The organism is Maribacter sp. ACAM166 (assembly GCF_005771495.1).
Lineage (GTDB): Bacteria > Bacteroidota > Bacteroidia > Flavobacteriales > Flavobacteriaceae > Maribacter.
Window position 1 is genome coordinate 84,935 of sequence record NZ_VAUW01000001.1, and the last position, 23,513, is coordinate 108,447.

Consider the following 23,513-nt stretch of genomic DNA (forward strand, 5'->3'; position numbering starts at 1 on the left):
TATATTAGACATCCTTTGTCCAAATATTTTACAGTTTAAAAATAGTAATTAATTTAAATAATTAATAATCAATACATTAGGTGTGTGGCATGAAATTAGTCTTTCGTATATAGATAATAGGTGTTATCATCAACTTGTGCTGAGCGCATTCACTGAACGAAATAGAAGCGTAGCCGAAGCATCAAAAAACGACAATCATGTTTGCAAACTATTTTAAAATCGCTTGGAGAAGTTTAAAAAAGCAATCTTTTTTTACATTTCTCAACATAATTGGTCTTTCCATTGGTATCACGGGAGCATTGTTGATTACGCTATATGTAGTTGATGAAGTAAATCATGATACGATGTTCAAAGATGTGGACCGGATTTATCGCATAGATACGGACATCAAGTTCGGCGGTGTGGAAATGAAAGCCGCCGAAGCTGCTGCGCCCATGGCGGCAGCCATGAAAAAAGATTTTCCGCAAGTGAAGCAAACCGTTAGATTACGCACTAGAGGAAGTGCCCTTGTAAGGCCAGTGGGCGAGCAAGCGAACGCCAAGGAAACGAACGTAGCTTTTGCCGATGCCTTTTTTTTTGATTTTTTCGGGATTGATGTAGTATCTGGCGATGCCAAGACGGCGTTGTCCGAACCCAAAACATTAGTCCTGACAAAAACTGCGGCCGAAAAGCATTTTGGTAAGGAATCTGCGTTAGGAAAGCGGCTGTTGCTTAATAACACGGATACGTATACCGTAAGTGGGGTTATAGATGATCTTCCAAAAAACTCAATTCTTAGGGATTATTCCATTTTTATGGCTATGGAAGGCTATCCTGCATCTAAGGAAAATAATTGGGGAGGCAGTAATTTTGTCACATTTATAAAACTGGCATCAGGTGCCGATATTGAAGATTTTCAAGAGCCTTTGCAAGGTATGTTGGAAGATTATATGTTGCCTTGGGCACAGAAGTATTTTCCGGGAATGACAGGTGAAACCTTTGAAGCTTCTGGTAATTATATACGCTATCATACCATGCCCTTAGCTGACATTCATCTTTATTCACAACGCGACCAAGAAATGAGTGCCAATGGTAGTATTCAAAACGTGTATATCTTATCGTTTATAGGACTCTTTCTCATGATATTGGCCAGTGTGAACTTTATGAACCTGTCTACGGCGCATTCCCTAAAAAGGGCAAAAGAGATTGGCGTGCGAAAAACGCTGGGGTCTAGCACCCGAGATTTAGTATGGCAGTTTTTAACCGAATCGGTATTGATTTCGTTTCTATCCCTCGTGGCGGGCATGCTATTAAGTGCAGCGTTACTTCCATATTTCAATCAACTTTCCGGAAAGGAGATTTCCATACCGTTTACTAATGCTACTTTTTGGATAATTATTTTAGCGGCCACAGTTTTATTGGGTCTTTTTTCAGGTAGTTATCCTGCTTCTTTTATGTCTCAATTTGAGCCGGTAAAAACCCTTCAAGGTGGAGGACAAAGTAGTGTTGGCGGAGGTAAGGTGAGAAATGCATTGGTTGTGTTTCAATTCGGAATTTCCGTTTTTCTGATCGTAGGAACATTAGTGGTATTTCAACAATTGAATTTTATTCAGAGTAAGGACCTAGGCTTTACCAAGGATCAAATTTTGATCTTGGAGGATACGTTTAGTCTAGGCAATCAGATTACTGTATTTAAGGATGAAATTAAGGAGTTGAGTCAGGTGGAGAACGCTACAGTAAGCGGCTTTTTACCGACGCCATCATGGCGATCAAATAGTTCTTATTTTGAGGAAGGAGCTAGAGATCAAGAAAGTGCCATTTCTATTCAGACATGGAAAGTAGATGACGATTATATGTCAACATTGAATATGGAACTTATTGCAGGTCGCGATTTTGATAAAAAAATAATAGCCGATTCTCTTTCGGTCATTATTAACGAGGCCACGTTGCCCATTATGGGGGTAAATGCCACCGAGGCATTGGGAATGCGTATTTCTGAAGATATCGAAAAAGAGATTCCCCAATATTTTAAGGTAATCGGGGTGGTAAAGAATTTTCACTTTGAGTCTTTAAAGGAGAATATTCAACCTTTAGGACTCTTTATGGGCGCATCAACAGGTACTATGGCGGTTAAATTAAAAGCAGGGGACTTTTCAGAAGCCCTTGCAGGTATCGAAGGTATTTGGAATAATATGGCACCGGGGCAACCCTTTAGTTATCGGTTTATGGATGAATCGTTCAACGCTACCTATGATGCAGAACAACGCCTGGGCAAAATATTCACTGTATTTACTTTTTTATCCATTCTAATCGCCTGTCTCGGGTTGTTCGGATTGGCAGCCTTCAACGCACAAAAACGAACTAAGGAAATAGGCATACGAAAAGTATTGGGTGCCAGTGTCGGTCAAATCAGTTTCCGACTTACGACCGATTTTTTAAAAATGGTAGGTATAGCAATTCTTATTGCAATGCCATTAGGCTGGTACGTGATGAACAAATGGCTAGAAGATTTTTCCTACCGTATTGAAATTGGCTTCGGGGTATTTGCTTTAGCCGCCTTTTTGGCAATTACGGTAGCAGTTGTGACGGTAAGTTTTCAAAGTATTAAAGCGGCCATTGTAAACCCAGTAAAAAGTTTACGGTCAGAATGAAACATTTGAATATTAAATCACTCTTTATAGTAGAATGAATTAATAATAAGAAACATCAATCAAATCAAAAAACGAGAATCATGTTTAAAAACTATGTAAAAATCGCTTGGCGAAATCTTTGGAAGAACAAGGGGTATACTTTTATAAATGTTGGGGGTCTCGCATTGGGTATGGCCGTAACACTGATTATCGGGCTTTGGATACAGGATGAACAATCCCATAATAGTTATTTTAAAAATAGGGATAGCATCGCCCAAGTCTATCAATCACAGACTTTGAATGGAGAAACAGAGAGCGGACCTGCGATTCCTAGACCTTTAGAAAAGGCCTTGAGGGATGGTTATGATGACAATTTTAAACATTTGACCATGTGTTCTTGGACCAATAATCATTATTTAAAATATGGCGAGACAAGTATATCTAGACCTGGTAATTATATGCAACAGGTGGGGCCAGAACTATTTGGTCTAGAAATAATTAGAGGAGAGAAAGACGGACTTCGAGAAATTAACTCCATCATGCTGTCCGAATCTACTGCCGCGGCACTATTTGCTAGCGAAGATCCGATTGGAAAAACAGTTACAGTAAGTAATGAACACAAATTAAATGTAAGTGCAATCTATACCGATATCCCTTTTAACAATACGTTTAATGACACCGATTTTATAATTCCTTGGGAGAAATATTTGGCAAGTAATGAATGGATTCGAAATGCAGAAGACCAATGGGGTAATAATTCTTTTCAAATGTTCGTTCAATTGGCCGACAATACAACATTCGATAAAGTCACCAATACAATCAAGGATGTAAAAAAGAATCTTAATGAGGATACAGCTCAATTTAATCCTCAGATTTTCCTTTTCCCTATGAAAGACTGGTATTTGCGTAATAATTTTGAGAACGGGAAACAAGTAGGTGGTCGTATTAAATATGTATGGCTTTTTGGTATTATCGGGGCTTTTGTACTGCTTCTGGCATGTATTAATTTCATGAATTTAAGTACGGCTAGATCAGAGAAACGTGGTAAAGAAGTTGGCATTCGAAAAGCAATAGGATCACAGAGAGGTCAATTAATATATCAATTTTTAAGTGAATCTTTTTTAGTTGTTTTATTTGCTTTTTTCTTAGCCATGTTGCTTGTAATTCTATCCTTGAGCGGATTTAATGAATTGTCGAGAAAGGAAATTTCGTTTCCTTGGGATAATGGCACTTTTTGGCTGATTTCCATCGTATTCATTCTATTCACCTCATTATTGGCAGGTAGTTATCCGGCGTTGTATCTATCTTCTTTTAAGCCTGTAGATGTTTTAAAGGGAACTTTTAAAGTGGGAAAATATGCAGGTTTGCCGAGAAAGATAATGGTTGTGGTACAGTTTACCGTTTCAGTAGCTTTTATCATTGGTACGGTGATTGTAATGCAGCAAATAAATCATGCTAAGAACCGTCCGGTTGGTTATGATAAGGAAGGTCTCATACAAATTCCGACATTTAGTCAAGATTTTTTAGGTAAATATGATTTGATTCGAACTGAGTTTTTAGGTTCGGGAGCCGTTGTAGAAATGTCAACTTCTAGTAGTCCGACTACACAAATTTGGTCTAATAGAGGAGGTTTTACATGGGAAGGAAAACCAGAAGGATTTCAAGAAGATTTAGCATGGACAGAAGTCTCGCCAGAGTATGCAAAATCCTTAAATCTCAAAATTATAGAAGGAAGAGATTTTTCAAGAGATTTTGCTACGGATTCTTTAGGAGTACTCATTAATGAAACGGCGAAGAAATATTTAGGTATGGAAAACCCTGTGGGTCAACTTTTAAGAGACGATGACGAAGAAGATCCGGGACCATCGTTGAAAATTATTGGTGTGGTACAAGATATGATAACTCAATCTCCTTATGAACCGGTTAAACAGGGTGTTTATGTATATGATAGGTTCAATAATTCGAGTTACTATAATCTAAGGCTAAACCCAAATCATAGTGCTACTCAAAACATTGTTGAAATTGAACGGGTTTTTAAAGAGCATTTTCCAGACATCCCTTTTGAATACGAATTTGTAGATGGACAATACGGAGAAAAATTTGCATCAGAAGAGCGTATAGGTACACTTTCGGGCATTTTCACTGCACTGGCTATACTAATTAGTTGTTTGGGGCTATTTGGTCTTACCTCATTTGTGGCAGAACAACGAAAGAAAGAAATAGGAGTACGAAAAGTATTGGGAGCATCGATATTTAATGTGTGGAATATGCTTTCAAAAGACTTTCTGAAACTAGTGATTACCTCTTGCTTTATAGCAGTACCCATCGCATACTACGTTATGAATGGCTGGTTGCAAGCATATCCATATAGAGTAGTATTACAGTGGTGGATTTTCGCATCGGCCATGGTGGGAGCTATGTTAGTAACCCTTTTAACGGTTAGTTTTCAAGCAATTAAGGCCGCCAAGACTAATCCGGTAAAGAGTTTAAGGACGGAGTGAATTAATAAGCTGTGTTCAGTAATCAGTTAACAGAATTTAGTTGTTTGTAATCTGGGAAAATGTAAACAATAAGTAATAGGATTGTCTAAGCGAACAAATCTAAAATGATGACTACACTTTATTTAAAAATTGCTTTTAGGTACCTACTAAAAAATGGGCTGTACTCATTTATAAATATTTTTGGGCTGGCAATAGGTATCGCTTCGTTTGTACTTATTTCGATGTACGTAAATTACGAATACGCTTATGATACCTTTGAAGGCTCTGAAAATGTACAACGGGTTTACATGGACTATACCGAAGAAGGTGTGTTTGTTCCTGGGGATGCGCAGACTTATAATTTGAGCGGACCTACTTTGAAAGAAGCATTTCCTGAAATCAAAGAATTCACACGGTTAAGTCATATTACCAATGTTACATTTAAACATGAAAATAAACTGATTAATGGGGAGAAAGGGGCACTGGCGGATCCATCTTACGTCACTGTTTTTAAGTATCCCTTACTTAAGGGTGATTATAATACCGTTTTAAAAGATCCCTACACTATTGTATTGACGGAATCGCTTGCCAAAAAGATTTTCGGGAATCTGAATCCTATGGGTAAATCGGTACAAATTTTTTATGGTGGGGAAAAAGTGTTTACGGTAAATGGCGTTTTGGAAGATCTGCCAAAGAACACCCATATGAAAAATGATTTCTTAATTTCATTCAACACAGCACTAACTTGGGAGGGGTATCGAGATAATCCAGAACCTAACTGGAGTGGTAATAATATATTTACCTATATCAAACTTGGCGAAAATGCAGATATAGCTCTTTTGAAGAAAAAGATAATGGCTTTTAAAGTGGATGCCTTGCCCTTTGAAAGACATAATATTGAACCTTTAGAAGATATTCATTTATATTCGGATAAACCGTATGAGGCAGAGGCAAATGGAAGTATACGTAGGGTTCGTTTTTTATTGGCGATTGCACTGATTATCATTATCCTTTCTTGGTTGAACTATGTGAATCTTTCGACCGCAAAATCTTTGGAGCGTGTAAAGGAAACCGGTATACGTAAAGTGGCTGGTGCTAAAAAATCTCAGATCATTTTGCAATCACTCTTAGAATCCTCATTATTGAATTTGGTTGCTATTGTCATGGCCACTGTTATAATATTAATTACGCTACCAATTTTTAATAGGTATATAGGTAAAGAATTAATTGTTGGTCTTTCGACGATTCAGCATTTTATACCAATGATTGGATTCATTCTTTTTGGAACATTGCTGTCTGGATTGTATCCAGCTTTTATTCTTAGCAATTTTACCACCGCCAACGCCTTGAAAGGAAAGATACGTGCTTCAAGCAGTGGGCTTACATTACGAAAAACCTTAATTATGGGTCAATTTTTAGCAACCATAATATTGCTGATAGGGACAATTACGATTACAAAGCAAATAGATTTTTTACAAGATCAACCTATTGGTGCAACTTTAAACCAAGTGCTAGCAGTAAATGGAAAAATTATGGGTAATAAATCCGATTCCATTAGAAGAAATGAAATAGAAGAATTAAAAAACGAAATCAGGAACTTATCCTATGTTAAAACCACCGTCCTGGCACAGACCTATCCCGGCGGAGAATATGACAACCTTTCTTCTAATGTAGGCATAACCTTTCCGAATGGTAGAAGAGATGAAACACGTATTTGGTATAACTACGCCGTCGGTCCTGAATATTTTCAGTTGATGGATATGGAATTTGTGGCGGGTAATTCTTTTATAAAAAATTCAAAAGGGTATAGTAATCAAATTGTTTTAAACGAACGCTTTGTGAAACATATGGGAATATTGAATATGGAGAATGCCATAGGCAAAACGGTAAAATTCTTTGAGGAAGATTGGATTATTTCTGGAGTTATAGAAGACTATCATCATTTTGGTTTGAAAACAAGTATTGAGCCGATGCTTTTACGTTACGACAAGAATGTAAGCAACATACTTATAAAAATAGACCAGAATGCTGTTTCAATAGGAGGTGTGAACGGGGCAATTAGCCAAATTGAGAGTAAATGGATGGAAAGGTTTCCTGAAAGCACATTCAATTATACATTTTTGGACCAAAAATTCGAAGCGCAATATAATGAGGATAGGGCCTTTGGTTCGGCCTTTCAAATATTTGCAATTTTGGCGATACTTATTGCTTCTATGGGCCTATTTGGTCTTACTTCTTACACCGTGGTACAGCGTAAAAAAGAAATTGGCATACGAAAAGTAAATGGAGCCACTATTAGGCAAGTACTTGTTCTTTTGAACAAAGACTTTGTAAAATGGGTCGGGTTGGCTTTTATCATTGCTGTTCCTATCGCTTGGTTTGCTATGAATCATTGGTTGATGGATTTTGCATATAGAACCACAATGAATTGGTGGATTTTTGCTTTGGCAGGGATTATTGCCTTGACAATAGCCATGCTTACGGTAAGCTGGCAAAGTTATACTGCAGCAAGGGCCAATCCAGTAAAAAGTTTGAGAACGGAATAATTTGACAGAATGATATTAATTAGAATTTTCAGCCAATCTTTTAAAATAAGTAGGTAATTTAATTTTTTATTTTGAGGCGATTGAAAGTAAAATTTTTAGCGTGCTACAATTAACTTGACCTAAAAAGATTACTAATTCATTGTAAAATTTTTATACAAAAACTGTCCAAAAATTTTACATTATTGAGTTTTGTCCTACCAATAATATAGTATAACTATCAGATTTACAATAGGTTGAGAATATGGCATGAAAATCGATTTCATTTAGAAGTGACCAAGAGGATAACTTTTGAAGATCGTAGATTTTTTGACATAAATTAATAGATTTCCTTCTTTACTGAAACAAGTTCAGCACAAGCGCAGGAATGACTAAAGAACATACTGATGCTACTGAACCACTTAAGATTATCGTTTAGAAACTTATGGAAGAACAGATTGCTCTCCTTCCTAAATCTTTTGGGGCTGAGCATCGGTATAGGCAGTGTTTTAACGCTGATGTTTTCGGTTTATGCCTTTTATATAGCCGATAACAATATCCCCGAACACGAGCAAATTTACTACGTTAAAACCCATCTTACGGATGGGAACGACTATATGGAGGCCGCTTATCCGTTAATGGATAAAATAATTAGTACATCTCCAGAAGTAGAAGCGGGTACCCATTTACATGGTTGGGGTAATGTTTGGTTGGAAGTAGGAGATAAAGAATTTCAAAAAGAGACGAATTATGCCGATCCTGAGTTTTTTGAAGTTTTTGGACTGCCATTCAAACACGGAAATCAAAGCACCGCATTAAAGGAAAAGTATTCTATTGTTTTGACAGATAAGGTAAGCCAGCAACTATTTGGGGATACGAACCCTGTTGGGAAATCCCTGATAGCAGCAGATACCCTAAACCTGACCATAACTGGTGTTTTGGAACCTATAAGTCCCTATTCTTCTTTCCGATTGGGCGTTTTACTGCCGAATACCTTATTAAAGGATAATCCCGGGTTTAAGCGACAAATAAATTGGGGTGATAGTTTTTCGCCCATCTTTCTAAAATTACGGCCAGATGTTGATATTGCACAATTGGAAAGCAGAATTGACCAATTGGTTCACAACAACTATTCGGATCCCTCGGTTATTTCGAGAATGGAAATAATTCCCCACTCAAAAATGAGGATGGATGCGATACCTGTGGTTGGAATAATTATTGGCGGTAACATTGCAACCTCTTTTTTTGTCTTGCTTTTGGTACTGGTAAACTTATTGAATTTGAATACTTCAACCATGTTCAGAAGAACTAAGGATATTGCGATAAGGAAAATATTGGGTGGGAGTAGCAAAGGTGTCATTACCCAGTTTTGTTTGGAAAATGGTATTTTAGTTTTGTTGTCTATATTAATTTCTGGCGGACTCTTCCTTGGCGTTTTATTGCCTCAATTGAACGATGTCTTTGGTGCCGATTTTGGCAAGATTAATTTTAGCTTTACCGATGATTACCTTGTGGTTTTAGGTGCTATTACATTAGGAATAGCCGTAACCCTTGTGGTGGGTATACTTCCTACCTTACGATTTGTATCTCTGCCAGTTTCTCAAGGGATAAAAGGGAAAATAAATAGTGTAAAAGGGAATTTCTTCTTTAAAAACGCTTTTATCATTCTTCAGTTTTCCATCGCCATACTTTTTATCTGCATTGCTATTATTTTGAATAGTCAAATCGGGTTTATGAAAAAGGCCGATTTAGGCTTTGAGCGGGAAAATGTCATCGTGGGAAACATCGACCTTGATTATAAAAACATTGATGCCGCCAATTCCAGTTTTAAGGTGCTGTTAGATAATCTGAAGGCTAATCCCTATGTCACGAATGTGAGCACGAGTCAGGCAATTCCATCCGATTATTACTTTAATTACACCAATTTTTACGATGCGAATACAGATACCGATGTACGCATTCGCCGCTCTTATACGGATCAAGGTTATCTTAAAACCCTTAAAATTCCGCTTTTGGAAGGCCGAGATTTTGATAGTACCTTGGATAATGGAGAGGAGTTATCCGTCATCATTAACCGCAGTGCTATGGAAGCTTTTGGGTGGAACTCCATTGAAGGAAAACGCCTAAAGTGGAAGAATGATGATTCTAAGGGCCACCGAATTGTGGGGTTGATGAAGGATTTTCATTATCAAGATTTGCAGAATGCTGTAGAACCCTTGGTACATTATTACAATGACGAAAAAGATTTAGCGGCACATCGCTACCTATCCGTCCGTGTGATGGAAGGGGAGGAAAAAGGGGTACAAGATATCATGACAGCTGCCTTTGCCAAAATAGATTCTAGAAAAACCTTTGCCCAAAGTTTTCTGACCGAAAAAGTAAGTGGTCAATACCGCTTAATAGAAGGTATGCTGAAAACAATAAATATTGTGGCACTTTTGACCATTTTTATCTCCTGCTTGGGCATGTTCGGACTTATTTCATTCATGGCAAAAAGAAGGATTAAAGAAATTGGAATCCGTAAGGTCTTGGGTGCTGGTGTACTGAAAATTGTAGTATTACTTTCTAAGGATTATATCATATTAGTAAGTATAGGGGCTTTAATTGCTTTTCCGATTGCTTGGTATATGATGAATGCATGGTTGGGCAGTTTCGCTTATAGTATTGCTATTCAGTGGTGGATGTTTGTATTATCAGGATTAATAGCTCTTTTCATTACCGCATTCACATTAGGAATTCAAGCTATAAAATCAGCAACGGCAAATCCTGTACAAAGTTTACGAACAGAATAAATCAATTTGCAGTGTACAGTAAACAGAAATTGTTTTTCATTCATAAGAATACTAAAAGTAACGAACTGCGAGCACCAAATTACTAATTCTCTATAAAACTATGTTTAAGAATTATTTCAAAATTGCCTGGAGAACGCTACTAAAGGATAAAACGAACACAAGTTTGAATGTGATAGGTTTATCTGTAGCATTTGCGGTTGCCATTTTACTGGGAATGGCAGCATTGTTTCAACTTTCATATGATGGTTTTCATAAGAATAGGGAATCCATCTACAAAATAGTAAAAACGCAACAAACACCTAAGGGTCCGGAAGCCGTGACATCACAACCAGCTCCACTTTCACCTTCTTTAGCAACAGAAGTGCCTGGTATAAAGCGAATCACAAGATATTTACAAGACGGTATGCTTGCAATACAAGCGGAGAAAGAAATGGACATGGATATCATTTGGGTAGACAAAGATTTCTTTTCTATGTTTAGTTTTCCAATAACCAATGGAGATGGAAACACCTCTTTAAGTGATTTATCGTCGGTTGTATTGACAAAAAAATCGGCGACTAATTTGTTTGGTTCAACAGACGTTATAGGAAAGACATTCAGCCTTTTAGTGAATGGGATAGAACAACCATTTACAGTCAGTGCTATTGCAGATGATATACTTCCAGAAAGTAATTTGGATTTTGAAATAGCCGCCCGTTTTGAAAGTCATCAAGATTATTCCGAGAATAAAGAAGCATGGGATTCCCAATATCATGATGTGTATGTAGAGCTCGAAGAAGGTGTGACCGCGTCAAGTTTTGAGAAAAGTAGTGAGTCGTTCATTGACCTTCATTATAAAGAAGGTATTGATATGTTAAAAAGGGATGGTGCATCTGCTGATAAAAACGGACGTTTTATAAATTTAAAATTGGTTCCCTTAAATGACGTTCATTTTACAAATCTTAAAAATGGTTTTGTTGAAATAAGTAGAAGTTTGCCCTACCTTATTCTAGGCATTGCTTTTTTAATTCTGTTTATTGCCTGTGTGAACTACATTAATATGAGTATTGCAAAATCTGCCAAACGCCTTAAGGAAATAGGCATGCGCAAAACCTTGGGTGCTCAAAAAAATGAACTGTTTTTTCAGTTTTGGAGCGAAAGTCTTTTAGTTTTTCTAGTATCCATAAGTATAGGGGTGCTACTCAGTGTAGTGTTTTTGAATGATTTTAAAACAATGTTCAATACCCAAGTTTCATCAGAAATGCTTTTACAACCTACCGTTTTAATCCTATTTGTTGGCGTTATAATGCTCATCACGCTATTGGTTGGAGGCTATCCTGCTTTATTGATGAGCCGTTTAGGAACGATTCAATCCTTGAAAGGAAAATTACAATCAACTGGGAGTAATAAGGTAAGGGATATGCTTATGGTATTTCAGTTTGGTATTGCCATACTCTTGATAACCGGTACATTAATATTGTGGAGCCAGATTGAATACATGCGTAATAAAGATTTGGGCTATGATAAGGAGCAGGTAGTTTCCTTTCCTTTGAACGGCAAACGGAATAGTAATGATGTAGTAGCATTGCTACGTGATGAATTAAAAGGTGATCCAAATATTCTTTCTATTAGCGGTGCTGATAGTAATTTAGGATTAGGAAAAGATGGCAGTAGGTCTTCAAGTAAAATAGGTTTTGAATATAAGGGACGCGTAGTACAAACCAATTTTTTGGTAGTAGATCATGAGTATGTGCAAACGTTGGGGATAAAAATGGTATCAGGAAGAAACTTCCAGAGTCCTTCAGATAGTTTAGGGGTTGTCATTAATGAAACTATGGCCAAAGAGTTGGCGGAGCAGGATCCATTGACTGCACAATTGGAAATAAGTGACGGAGTATATTTTCCTGTTCTAGGTGTTATTAAGGATTATAATTTTAACGACTTGGATAGGGCCATTGAGCCAATCACTTTTTATATGAGTAAGGAATGGGGGCTAACCTATGCCTATGCTAAGGTTTCTCCGACCAATATGGCCAATTCTTTTACAGTTCTCGAAAGCGCTTGGAAAAAACTAGAACCAAATGCCGAATTTTTAGGTTCATTTTTAGATGAAAACATAGATAGAACCTTTAGGCGCGAAAAAACCACGGCTAAAATGATAGCAAGTGGTTCCATAATAGCAATTATATTAAGCTGTATGGGGCTTTTCGCAATGTCTTTATTAATTGTTTCGCAACGTACGAAGGAGATAGGAATTAGAAAAGTGGTAGGGGCGAGTGTAACGTCTATTACATATATACTCACAAAAGATTTTTTAAAATTGGTTTTGGTTGCATTCTTAATTGCATCTCCTGTTGCGTGGTGGGTAATGAGCGAGTGGCTGCAGAATTATGCCTATCGAATTGACCTTAGTGTTTGGTTCTTTGTGGGAGCGGGAGCGATTGCAGTGCTAATTGCTTTACTAACCATTGGATCACGAACTGTAAGGGCTGCTAGGGCCAACCCTGTAAAAAGTTTACGGACAGAGTAAAATTAGGTTGATATGTTACGTAATTATTTAAAGATTGCTTTTCGTACTATTTGGAAAAACAAGGTGTTTTCCATTATTAATATTTTAGGTCTTTCCATTGGCCTAAGTGCTGCTTTTGTGATTGGTGCTATGGTTGTTTATGACCTTTCCTTTGATAAATTCCACCCAGGTGGTGATCGAATCTATAGAGTCACCACTGCATTTAAAAGTCCCGATGGCGATTTTTATAACGCAGGTGTAACGGTACCCTTGGCGCAAGCGCTAAAAGATCTTAATATGGAAGAATTAGAAACGGTAGCTCCTTTTTTTACTACCTATCCCTTATTTGTTGAAAATCAAGAAACCGGAAATCGATTTAAAAATCCAGAATTCGTAATCTATACAGAACCTTCATTTTTTCAAACATTTAAATATGATTGGCTGGCAGGCGACGCGCAAAGTGCCTTGGAAGAGCCTAACAATGTAGTGTTATCAGAAGAACGTGCAAAAAAATATTTTCCTAACCAAGACTTGGACGACATCCTTGGAAAATCAGTAGTTTATAACGATACAATTCCAGCTAAGATATCCGGGATTGTAGCTAATTTTAAAGATAGAACAGACATCGTATTTGAAGAGTTTATATCCTTAAAAACAGCAGCTACTCAAGATATGACCAATGCGGTATATGAAGCCAATTGGAACAATACCAACTCTGCCTCCCAATTGTTCATTAAGCTATCAGAAAAAACAGACCCAACTAAGGTTCAAAAAACCCTAACACAAATAGCAAAAGAGCATGATGAACCAGAAATGGTAGCAGTTGTCAGAAGCAATACATATAATATTCAGCCACTGGCAGATATTCATTTGAATCCAGATTATGGCACTTTTGATTTTAGTGAGAGTCGCACCACTATATCAGCTTTAAAAAGCCTGTTATTATTGGCTACTATTTTGGTTCTATTAGGGTGTATAAACTTTATCAATTTAAATACCGCCCAAGCCATGCAACGAGCAAAGGAAATTGGGATACGAAAAACCTTGGGTAGCTCTAGAAGGCAGCTGATATTTCAGTTTTTAGGAGAAACATTTTTATTGACTTTAGCCGCGACCTTACTTTCAGTACTCTTAGCTAAATGGCTAGTGCATTTATTTTCAGATTTTATTCCAGAAGGTCTAAGTTTTGAGCTTTTTTGGAATCCCTTGATTATAATAGGCATGGCCGTAATGGTTTTGGTAGTGACTTTGTTTTCGGGCTTTTATCCAGCATTGGTGTTGTCAAAATATAAACCCGTATCGGTATTTAAACAACAAGTTATACCGAACTCCGATAAAGGCACATTACGTAAGTACTTAACCATTTTTCAATTTGTAATAGCCCAAGTTTTTATAATAGCCACATTGTTGGTTGGTAAGCAGTTGAATTATGTGATGAAAAAAGATATGGGTTTTAAGACGGAGGCAATTGCTTATTTTAAGACGCCTTGGCGAGATACATCTGCTACAAAGCGAGCGAGGTTTGTTCGTGAAATGGAAGATTTGCCAGGAATATCTAAAGTTGTGCTTTCTGGAAATCCACCTGCTTCATTTTCTACAATGAGCATGGGCGCCTTATTTGTAGATGGAGAAAAGGAAGTGAATTCAGATATACAATTACTATATGGGAATGCACATTTTTTTAATTTATATGATTTAAAATTAGTGGCGGGTAGGATGCCTTTAAATGATTCTATTCGGGAATATGTAGTAAATACCTCTTATTTAAAGGTTTTAGGTATAAGTAATCCAGAAAATGTAGTTGGTAAGGCGATAAGGGCAGACAATGAAAATTCACCTATCGTTGGCGTGATGAACGATTTCAATCAACACTCCTTAAAATATGGTGTAGCACCAATGGCATTTACAGGTGGTTCTTATAATGGTAAGTGGACACAATTTAGAACGATACATTTTAAACTTGAAAGCTTAGACACTAACGATTGGTCGAGTTCAATTGCACAAATTGAAACAATATGGAAAGCTATATATCCAGATGCTGATTTCGAATATAATTTTATGGACGATACTGTAAAAAAATTTTATGAAAAGGAACAAAAAACTTCTATTCTTTTGCAATGGGCAACTGGTTTGGCAATACTTATTAGTTGTTTAGGATTATTAGGTTTGGTAATTCATACTACGGAACGTAGAACTAAAGAGATAGGAGTTCGAAAAATACTTGGCGCTTCAATCTTTCAATTAAACCTATTGTTGTCAAAAGACTTTTTAAAATTAGTACTGATTGCCTTTTTAATTGCTACACCAATCGCATGGTACGGATTAACTTACTGGCTTGAAGGTTTTGCAAATAAAACTATCTTAAGTTGGTGGATTTTTACATTGAGTGGATTTGCTATGGTTATGATAGCGCTTTTAATCATGAGTATCAAAATAATTGCTTCTGCTAATACTAACCCCGTCAAAAGCTTACGAACAGAATAAAAACAATAAACTATGCTACTACAATTAAATAATATTTTCAAATGGGTTCAACAAGGCGGGCAGCGCGTATTCTTGCTAAAAGATATAAATCTAGAAGTTGAGGATGGTGAGTTTATTTCCATAATGGGACCATCGGGCTCTGGAAAATCTACTTTGCTAAATGTGATTGGCATGTTGGACACTTTTGATGAAGGTGAGTATGATTTTTTGAATGAATCAGTGCATACTTTAAAAGAGAAATATCGCTCTAATTTATACAAGGAGTATATTGGTTTTGTATTTCAATCCTATCATTTATTGGATGAACTTACTGTTGAGGAAAATTTAGAAATGCCTCTATTGTATAAAAAAGTAAAGGGCTCTGAACGAAAAGCCTTAGTTGCCGATATGTTAGATAGATTCAATATTGTTGGTAAAAAAGATTTATTCCCTACACAGCTTAGTGGTGGTCAGCAGCAATTAGTTGGTGTGGCACGCGCATTGATTGGAAAACCTAAATTGATTTTAGCAGATGAGCCTACAGGAAATTTAAATTCCCAACAAAGTGAGGAAATCATGGAGCTATTTCAGAACTTGAACAAAGAAGATGGTGTCACCATTATACAGGTTACCCATTCAGAAAAGAATGCAGAATACGGTTCACGTATTCTTAACCTGTTAGATGGAAGAAAGATTTAAAATTTACGACTAATCATCACAAATATTATATCCTAACCTGTTGTGCATTTTGATAGAATCTTTTAACTAGCAGGGGTCAGTTCGAGTGTTTTTTCGAAATACAATGAAGAAAAAATTATCGAAAACCATTTGGTTTATTAAGGTTCTTGATACATGTAAATACCAATAAAAAAATTGATATTTAAACACTCGGACTGACATGCTTACTCAAAAATGAAACCTAATCAGTATATCCTTTAGGATGCATTTCATCAAATTCGGTATTTTCTTGAAAAGCTTTTGCCAATAAAAGAATACTGGCCTCATCATATAAATTACCTACGAGCGTAATGCTCGTTGGGTGTTTTTCTTTATCCAATCCCGTTGGAATAGAAATTACCGGATGCCCAGTAAGGTTAGTAATTACTAATTGTTTATTCCCAAATGTTGGAGAAATAAGAATGTCATAATTTTTCATGATAGCCTCCATTTTTTCAATAAGTACTTGGCGGTGTCTGTTGGCTTGTAAGTATTCTACTGCGGGTATAAAGCGAGCTTGGCGTAACGAATTTGCCCTTGAACTCTGATCTTGTTCTACCATTTTGTCCACGTCGCCTGAGCGAACCAATTCATCAAAGAATGCACCGGCTTCAGCTCTTAAAATCACATCAAAACTTTTATAGGGCAAATCTTCTGGTAATTCAACCTCGTTTAAGGTAAGACCCATTTTTTTAAAGGTTTCCAATGCATTTTCCAAATTACCCTTACTTAAGGAGGTATCTTTTTCGATATCCTTTTTTAAGTATCCAATACGGAGTTTTGTTATGTCTTTATTAGGTTCAAAACCATCGGGGTAATCAGTGGTCGTAGCGTCTTTTGGGTCCTTTCCTGTGATAACACTATATACTATGGCACAATCTTCAGCACTTCGTGCCATGGGTCCTACTTTATCCATAGACCAACTCAAACTCATAACTCCATGCCTACTTACTCTGCCGTACGTGGGGCGTAATCCTGTAACTCCATTTCTGGTACTTGGTGAGGTTATAGAACCTAAGGTTTCTGTTCCTAGTGCAAAAGGTACTAATCCAGCAGCGGTGGCAGAGCCAGAACCCGCAGATGACCCCGTGGCACCTTGCTCTGTATCCCAAGGATTTTTTGTCTTTCCGTCAAACCAAACATCTCCTCGAGCTAAAGAACCAGAAACTAATTTAGCAACCAAAACGCCACCAGCATTTTGTAATTTTTCAACTACGGTTGCCGTCATTTCAATTTTCTGATTTCTATACGGTTCAGCTCCCCATGTGGTTTTGTATCCATCAACCGCCATTAAATCTTTAACTCCGTAAGGTATACCGTGTAGAATTCCACGGTAAGTTCCGGTAGCTAATTCTTGGTCCATTTTTTTTGCTTGTTCCAATGCCATTTCCTCGGTAATGGTAATGGTACATTGTAAAATAGGATTGTACTTTTTTAATCGTTCAATGAAAAACTGGGTCAGTTCATAAGAACTTATTTTTTTACTTTTAATTAAAGAGGCAAGTTGTGGAATGTTATAATAGGCCAAATCTGACTCTTTCTTGGGGAGCTGTACGTCTTCCGGAATTTCCCAATCAGGAAAACCGGGCTGTGGTTTTGGCGAGAAGTTAAGTGGTAAAGGGTCGAATCGAATGGCAGGAAAAACATCATTACCTAATGTGTGTTTTCTTAAAGTATCAAAACCTTCCTTATTACGTTTTAGGTAGGGATATATAGTGTCAATATGCTTTTTATTGAATTCAAGCCCAATTAATTTTTGGGATTTAAGAACATCCTTTTTGGAGAATTCTGTTTTAGAACTAGAACAGGCGGTCAATAAAATAACAATTGAATTTAACGCAAATAGGCGGCTTAAACTTCTCATGGATTTGAACATGTACTATTAATTTTTATAAGTGTTCTAAATTACGGTTTTTGTATAGTTTCTATTACCGTCTATGGAATAAATGAAAAAGAATTTAAATTCTACTAATAACAGGATCTGTTTATAATGACATCTTCATTTTCAATACGCTAACTTCATAATCTCCTATCTAAGGAGTACCTTTGTTGTTTAGAATGAATTTATATAATGAAGATAGAAAAAAATGACATTTTGAAGGCTTTGGAACATATTACAGTTCCCGGTGAAGGCCAGAATATGGTAGAGAGTGGAGCAGTAACTAATATTCAGATATTTGGTGATGAGGTAGAGGTGGATATTACCATTAAAAACCCTAGTCTACAAGCCCGTAAAAAGACAGAGGTAGAGATTTTAAAGATTATCCATAAAGAGGTTTATGAGAAGGCAAAAATCAAGATTAACGTCAAGGTAGAAGCACCAGTTAAATCCAACAAGGTAAATGAAATAAAAGGGAAGCCAATACCTGGTATTACCAATATCATTGCCGTAGCTTCAGGTAAAGGCGGTGTGGGTAAATCGACGGTAACTGCAAATCTTGCAGTTACTTTAGCAAAAATGGGCTTTAAAGTAGGTTTGTTGGATGCTGATATTTATGGACCTTCAATGCCTATTATGTTTGATGTAGCTAATGAAAAGCCACTCGCAGTAAATATAGAAGGTAAATCGAAAATGAAACCTGTTGAAAGTTATGGTGTAAAAATGTTGTCTATAGGCTTTTTTACTCAACGGGATCAGGCAGTAATCTGGAGAGGTCCGATGGCTTCTAAAGCGTTGAACCAAATGATTTTTGATGCACATTGGGGTGACTTGGATTTTATGTTGATTGACTTACCACCAGGTACAGGAGATATTCATTTGAGTATTATGCAATCATTACCGGTAACGGGTGCTGTAGTAGTAAGTACACCACAAGAAGTTGCTCTTGCAGACGCAAGAAAGGGAGTGGCAATGTTTCAACAAGATTCCATTAACGTACCAGTGTTGGGGATTATAGAGAACATGGCCTATTTTACACCAGCGGAATTGCCAGAGAATAAATACTATATATTTGGCAAAGAAGGGGCCAAACATTTAGCAGAAGATTTGAAAGTACCTTTCCTTGGCGAGATACCTTTGGTGCAAAGTATACGTGAGGCAGGTGATATAGGTAGGCCTGCTGCATTACAGAGTGGGACACCTGTAGAGGCTGCTTTTGAAGAGATTACGAAACAGGTGGTGATGGAAGTTGTAGGAAGAAATAAAACACTACCTCCAACAGAAGCAATAAAGATTACAACAATGGCGGGATGTTCCGCTGTTAAGAAAAAATAAATATGACGCCGGAAGAACTAAAATTAAATGTTGAAAAAGCATTGGAGGAAATTAGACCATTTTTACAAAGTGATGGTGGTGATATCACCTTGATTTCCATTGATGATGAACACTCCGTGAAAGTAAGATTAGAAGGTGCCTGCGTAGGATGCAGCGTCAACCAAATGACCCTAAAAAGTGGTGTAGAAATGACCATTAAAAAATATGCTCCTCAAATAGATGAAGTAATTAGTATAGCAGGACTTTAACCTGATATATGTCATAATATTTACTTCTGTAGTAGGATAACTTTGAAGGGTTTTTTAAAAAGATTTTTTAATGATTAAGACCGATATACTAATAATTGGTGCAGGACCTACAGGTCTTTTTGCAGTTTTTGAAGCAGGATTACTAAAATTAAAATGCCATTTAATTGATGCGCTACCTCAGGCAGGTGGTCAGTGTTCAGAAATATACCCCAAAAAACCTATTTACGATATTCCTGGTTTTCCTGAAGTTCTTGCTGGTGCTTTGGTAGACAATCTTATGGAGCAGATTAAGCCATTTCAACCTGGTTTTACATTGGGTGAACGTGCTGAAACTATCAAGAAATTAGACGATGGCTCTTTTGTTGTTACGACCAATAAGGGAACGCAACACAATGCGCCAATAGTAGCAATTGCTGGTGGTTTGGGGAGTTTTGAACCTAGAAAACCGTTATTGGAGAACTTATCAAAATATGAGGATAATGGCCTTGCTTATATGATAAAGGATCCCGAGGTGTACCGCAACAAGAAAGTAGTTATTGCTGGTGGTGGAGACTCTGCCCTTGATTGGAGTATATTCTTGGCTAATATTGCAGCACAAGTTACCTTGGTACACAGAAGAACCGAATTTAGAGGAGCCTTAGATTCGGTTGATAAGGTACAGGAACTAAAAGATCAAGGTAAATTAAACTTGATTACTCCTGCAGAAATTATAGGTCTCAACGGAGACGAAGTACTAGAGTCTGTTTTGATACGGAAAATCAGTGATGCGAAAGAGGATATAATTTTAGAAGTAGATTCCTTTATTCCTTTATTCGGACTTTCCCCTAAATTAGGACCTATTGGAGATTGGGGCTTTGAAATAGAAAAAAATGCCATTAAGGTAGATACTTTCGATTATCAAACTAATATTCCTGGTATATATGCCATTGGTGATGTGAATACATACCCCGGCAAATTAAAATTAATATTATGTGGCTTTCATGAAGCTACGTTAATGTGCCAAAGTGCCTTTCAGAAAATATTTCCAGATAAAAAATATGTTATGAAGTATACTACTGTAGGTGGTATAAACGGATTTGATGGAAGTAAAAAAGAAGCGCCAAAGGCAGTTATAAAAGCGATAGATTGAAAGGAGTCAGGAACCACGAGATAAGGAAATAGTAAAAATGGCTGTAAAGAAATTCGAAGATTTAATAGTTTGGTAGAAATCTCAAGATTTTGCTGTACTTATTTATCAAGACTTTTCTGGTTAAAAAGATAATTCCTTTAAAGACCAAATCTCAAGAGCTTCTGTTTCGATTTCCAATAATATAGCAGAGGGTTTTGATAGAAAAACTAATCCTGATTTTATAAGATTTCTATATTTTTCCATTAGCTCAAATGGTGAAGTAAGACCAATGTTATATTTGTCCGAGAGATTGAAATATTTACATAAGGAAAGAACAAATGAGTTAATTGAAAATTCGAATGAAATTTCTAGAATGCTTTACGGACTAATTCAATCAATGAAATAAACTAGTTCACTAAATCCTAACTACTAAATCCTTTTAATGGATATTAAAATAAAAATTACTGATCGCAAAGGAGTATTGCATGAAATAGATGCGCCAACTGATATGAATATGAACCTTATGGAAGTGGTTCGTGCTTTTGAATTAGCCCCAGAAGGTACGATTGGTATTTGTGGTGGTATGGCAATGTGTGCCTCCTGCCAATGTTATGTTAAGTCTGATCACCAACTACCAGAAATGTCTGATGATGAAGAAGCAATGCTTTCCGAAGCTTTCAATGTAAAGGATAATTCAAGATTAGGTTGTCAATTACACATCTCTGAAGATATGGATGGTCTTGAGGTAGAATTGGCACCAGAGGAACTTTGATTGCTACTTTATGAGGAGTGTTTTTAGCAACTAAGTAATATGTTATATTTGGTGCTCCAAGCCAACTTTTAGCCACGCTGCACTAGCTAAGACGTCAATAAATACTGATTTCATCAACGTCATTGCGAGGTGCTTCGACTGCGCTCAGTATAACCTTTGGTTCTAAATTCAGCTCGAATGAATTGTTTTTTTTATTTTACCATCAACCATCAACCATCAACCATCAACCATCAACCATCAACCATCAACCATCAACCATCAACCATCAACCATCAACCATCAACCATCAACCATCAACCATCAACCAAATTATATCCTCGCTTGATATGTAAACAGATTGTGGTATCTACCTTCTGTAGCAATTAGTTCGTCATGCGTACCTTGCTCTGCAATACGTCCGTTTTCAATCACTAAAATTTGATTTGCTTTTCTAATCGTGCTTAAACGGTGCGCAATGACAAAAGTGGTTCTTCCCTTAGTCAGTTCTGCCAAACTTTTTTGAATCAATGCTTCACTTTCGGTATCGAGGTTAGAAGTAGCTTCGTCCAATATTAAAATTCTTGGGTTGGCTAAAACAGCTCTGGCAATGGCGATACGTTGTCTTTGTCCACCAGATAATTTTACTCCGCGTTCACCAATCAAGGTTTCCAATCCATCTTCAAAACGATCTGTAAATTCATTTACGTAGGCGGCATTTACCGCAGCGGTCAATTCTCCTTCTGTCGCATCTGGTCTAGGAAACAGAATGTTCTGACGAATAGTACCTTCAAAAAGAAATTCGTCTTGCAATACAACGCCTAAATGTTTTCTAAAACTACCCAAGTTCACTTTGGCAATATCTTCACCATCAACCGTAATCATACCCGATTGCGGATTTAAAAAAGTAGCAGCTAAACCGGCAATAGTACTTTTGCCTGATCCAGAACTACCCACCAAGGCAATGACTTCACCAGATTTTGCTTCAAAACTAATATTATGTAGCACTTCTTTATCCTCTTCATAAGCAAATGAAACATCATCGAAAATAATATTGCCTTCCAGGTTTTTTATGAATTTGGTTCTGTTCTCTTCATCGGATTCCGGTGTCATATTCATTAATTCTTCCGTACGATCTAAACCAGCTAGAGCTTCGGTCAGTTGACTTCCAATATTACTCATTTGAACAATTGGCGCTACCATTAGTCCCAATAAAAAGGTGAATGTTAAGAAATTTCCAATGGTCAATTCATCCATCATAATTTTATATCCACCTATACCCATTATACCTGTTGTTGCCAACCCCAATAAAAATGTTGAGGAACTGGTCATGAATGCGGTGGCTGTCAAACTCTTTTTTACATTTAGAAAAAGACGCTCCACACCTTCTTCAAATATTTTATTTTCTTGGTCCTCTGCATTAAACCCTTTGATCACACGTACGCCACCTAAAGTTTCGGTCAATCTACCAGTTACTTCGGCATTGATTTTTCCTCTATTTCTAAATATTGGACGAATTATTTTAAACGCTTTTAATGCAATCAACGCAAAAACAGCGAGTGGTACTAAGGTGAATAAAGTCATCGTCCAGCTAATGTTTAAAAGTAAAATCAGGGAAACTACGGCAGTAATAGTGCCTCCAACCAATTGAACTAACCCAGTACCTATTAGGTTTCGTACGCCTTCCACATCACTCATAATTCGGGAAACCAATGCACCAGATTTTGTGTTGTCAAAAAAGCGAATGGGAAGGGAAAGTACCTTTTTCTGTACTTGTGCTCTTAACTCCGAAATCAAATATTGGGCTTGAACACTTAAAATTTTGGTCAATAAAAAAGACGTTACCGATTGAACTAATATGGCTAATGCAACTGCACCAACCAATAACTTTAATAGTTCAATATTTTTGTTGGGGATAATATCATCCATTAAGTATTTAAGGGATAAGGGGGCAACAAAACTAGCTGCTTTACTAATAACGATTAACAGTAAGCCAACGAAAACGAGTTTTCTTCTGGGCCAAATTATTGTTTTGAATGCTGTAAGAATACTAACTTTTTTTTCGGACATGAAAAGGTGATTTTTAAAAGCCTGCAAGGTACTGTAATTCGATGCAAAAAGCCT

General features: G+C 36.9%; 13 protein-coding genes and 1 pseudogene. 12 read left to right on the forward strand and 2 right to left on the reverse strand.

The genetic code is table 11. The features are described from left to right. The first annotated feature begins 197 nt into the window (after positions 1 to 197). The 7 genes from ES765_RS00410 (at position 198) to ES765_RS00440 (ending at position 16,053) form a co-directional block, all read left to right on the forward strand. Positions 198 to 2,630: an ABC transporter permease gene (locus tag ES765_RS00410; protein WP_138110552.1), complete on the forward strand. Its 2,433-nt coding sequence runs from the start codon at positions 198 to 200 to the stop codon at positions 2,628 to 2,630. Between the two features lie 80 nt (positions 2,631 to 2,710). Next, positions 2,711 to 5,110 (forward strand): ABC transporter permease, encoded by a 2,400-nt coding sequence (locus tag ES765_RS00415; RefSeq protein WP_138110553.1) that lies wholly within the window; start codon positions 2,711 to 2,713, stop codon positions 5,108 to 5,110. A gap of 104 nt (positions 5,111 to 5,214) precedes the next feature. Then, positions 5,215 to 7,635: an ABC transporter permease gene (locus tag ES765_RS00420; protein ID WP_249356160.1), complete on the forward strand. Its 2,421-nt coding sequence runs from the start codon at positions 5,215 to 5,217 to the stop codon at positions 7,633 to 7,635. Positions 7,636 to 8,018: 383 nt separating this feature from the next. Then, positions 8,019 to 10,403, forward strand: a complete 2,385-nt coding sequence (locus ES765_RS00425; RefSeq protein WP_138110554.1) for an ABC transporter permease — start codon at positions 8,019 to 8,021, stop codon at positions 10,401 to 10,403. A 100-nt stretch (positions 10,404 to 10,503) separates the two neighbouring features. Next, positions 10,504 to 12,912 carry an ABC transporter permease gene (locus ES765_RS00430; RefSeq protein ID WP_138110555.1) on the forward strand — a complete coding sequence of 803 codons (2,409 nt, stop codon included), beginning with the start codon at positions 10,504 to 10,506 and terminating at the stop codon, positions 12,910 to 12,912. A gap of 12 nt (positions 12,913 to 12,924) precedes the next feature. Then, positions 12,925 to 15,375, forward strand: a complete 2,451-nt coding sequence (locus ES765_RS00435) for an ABC transporter permease (protein ID WP_138110556.1) — start codon at positions 12,925 to 12,927, stop codon at positions 15,373 to 15,375. A gap of 12 nt (positions 15,376 to 15,387) precedes the next feature. Continuing rightward, a complete protein-coding gene (locus ES765_RS00440) occupies positions 15,388 to 16,053 on the forward strand; it encodes an ABC transporter ATP-binding protein (RefSeq protein WP_138110557.1) in 666 nt (221 codons plus the stop codon). Between the two features lie 220 nt (positions 16,054 to 16,273). Here ES765_RS00440 and ES765_RS00445 read toward each other — a convergent pair whose 3' ends face one another. Then, a complete protein-coding gene (locus tag ES765_RS00445; RefSeq protein ID WP_249356163.1) occupies positions 16,274 to 17,947 on the reverse strand; it encodes an amidase in 1,674 nt (557 codons plus the stop codon). Positions 17,948 to 18,142: 195 nt separating this feature from the next. On the opposite strand from ES765_RS00445, the gene ES765_RS00450 reads away from it, so the two are divergent. The 5 genes and pseudogenes from ES765_RS00450 (at position 18,143) to ES765_RS00470 (ending at position 21,413) form a co-directional block, all read left to right on the forward strand. Further along, positions 18,143 to 19,285, forward strand: coding sequence for an Mrp/NBP35 family ATP-binding protein (locus tag ES765_RS00450; protein ID WP_138110558.1), 1,143 nt, complete (start codon positions 18,143 to 18,145; stop codon positions 19,283 to 19,285). Positions 19,286 to 19,287: 2 nt separating this feature from the next. Beyond that, complete coding sequence (locus tag ES765_RS00455) at positions 19,288 to 19,533, forward strand: NifU family protein (protein ID WP_138110559.1); 246 nt, start codon at positions 19,288 to 19,290, stop codon at positions 19,531 to 19,533. A gap of 70 nt (positions 19,534 to 19,603) precedes the next feature. Then, positions 19,604 to 20,662 carry an NAD(P)/FAD-dependent oxidoreductase gene (locus tag ES765_RS00460; protein ID WP_138110560.1) on the forward strand — a complete coding sequence of 353 codons (1,059 nt, stop codon included), beginning with the start codon at positions 19,604 to 19,606 and terminating at the stop codon, positions 20,660 to 20,662. Positions 20,663 to 20,801: 139 nt separating this feature from the next. Next, positions 20,802 to 21,047: pseudogene (locus ES765_RS22820) on the forward strand (four helix bundle protein); the annotation flags it as partial. Between the two features lie 36 nt (positions 21,048 to 21,083). Next, on the forward strand, positions 21,084 to 21,413 hold the full coding sequence (locus tag ES765_RS00470; protein ID WP_138110561.1) for a 2Fe-2S iron-sulfur cluster-binding protein: 330 nt from the start codon (positions 21,084 to 21,086) through the stop codon (positions 21,411 to 21,413). Positions 21,414 to 21,722: 309 nt separating this feature from the next. Here ES765_RS00470 and ES765_RS00480 read toward each other — a convergent pair whose 3' ends face one another. Further along, the gene (locus ES765_RS00480) at positions 21,723 to 23,459 is read right to left on the reverse strand and encodes an ABC transporter ATP-binding protein (RefSeq protein WP_138110562.1); all 1,737 of its coding nucleotides are present in this window, start codon (positions 23,457 to 23,459) and stop codon (positions 21,723 to 21,725) included. Between the last annotated feature and the right edge of the window lie 54 nt (positions 23,460 to 23,513).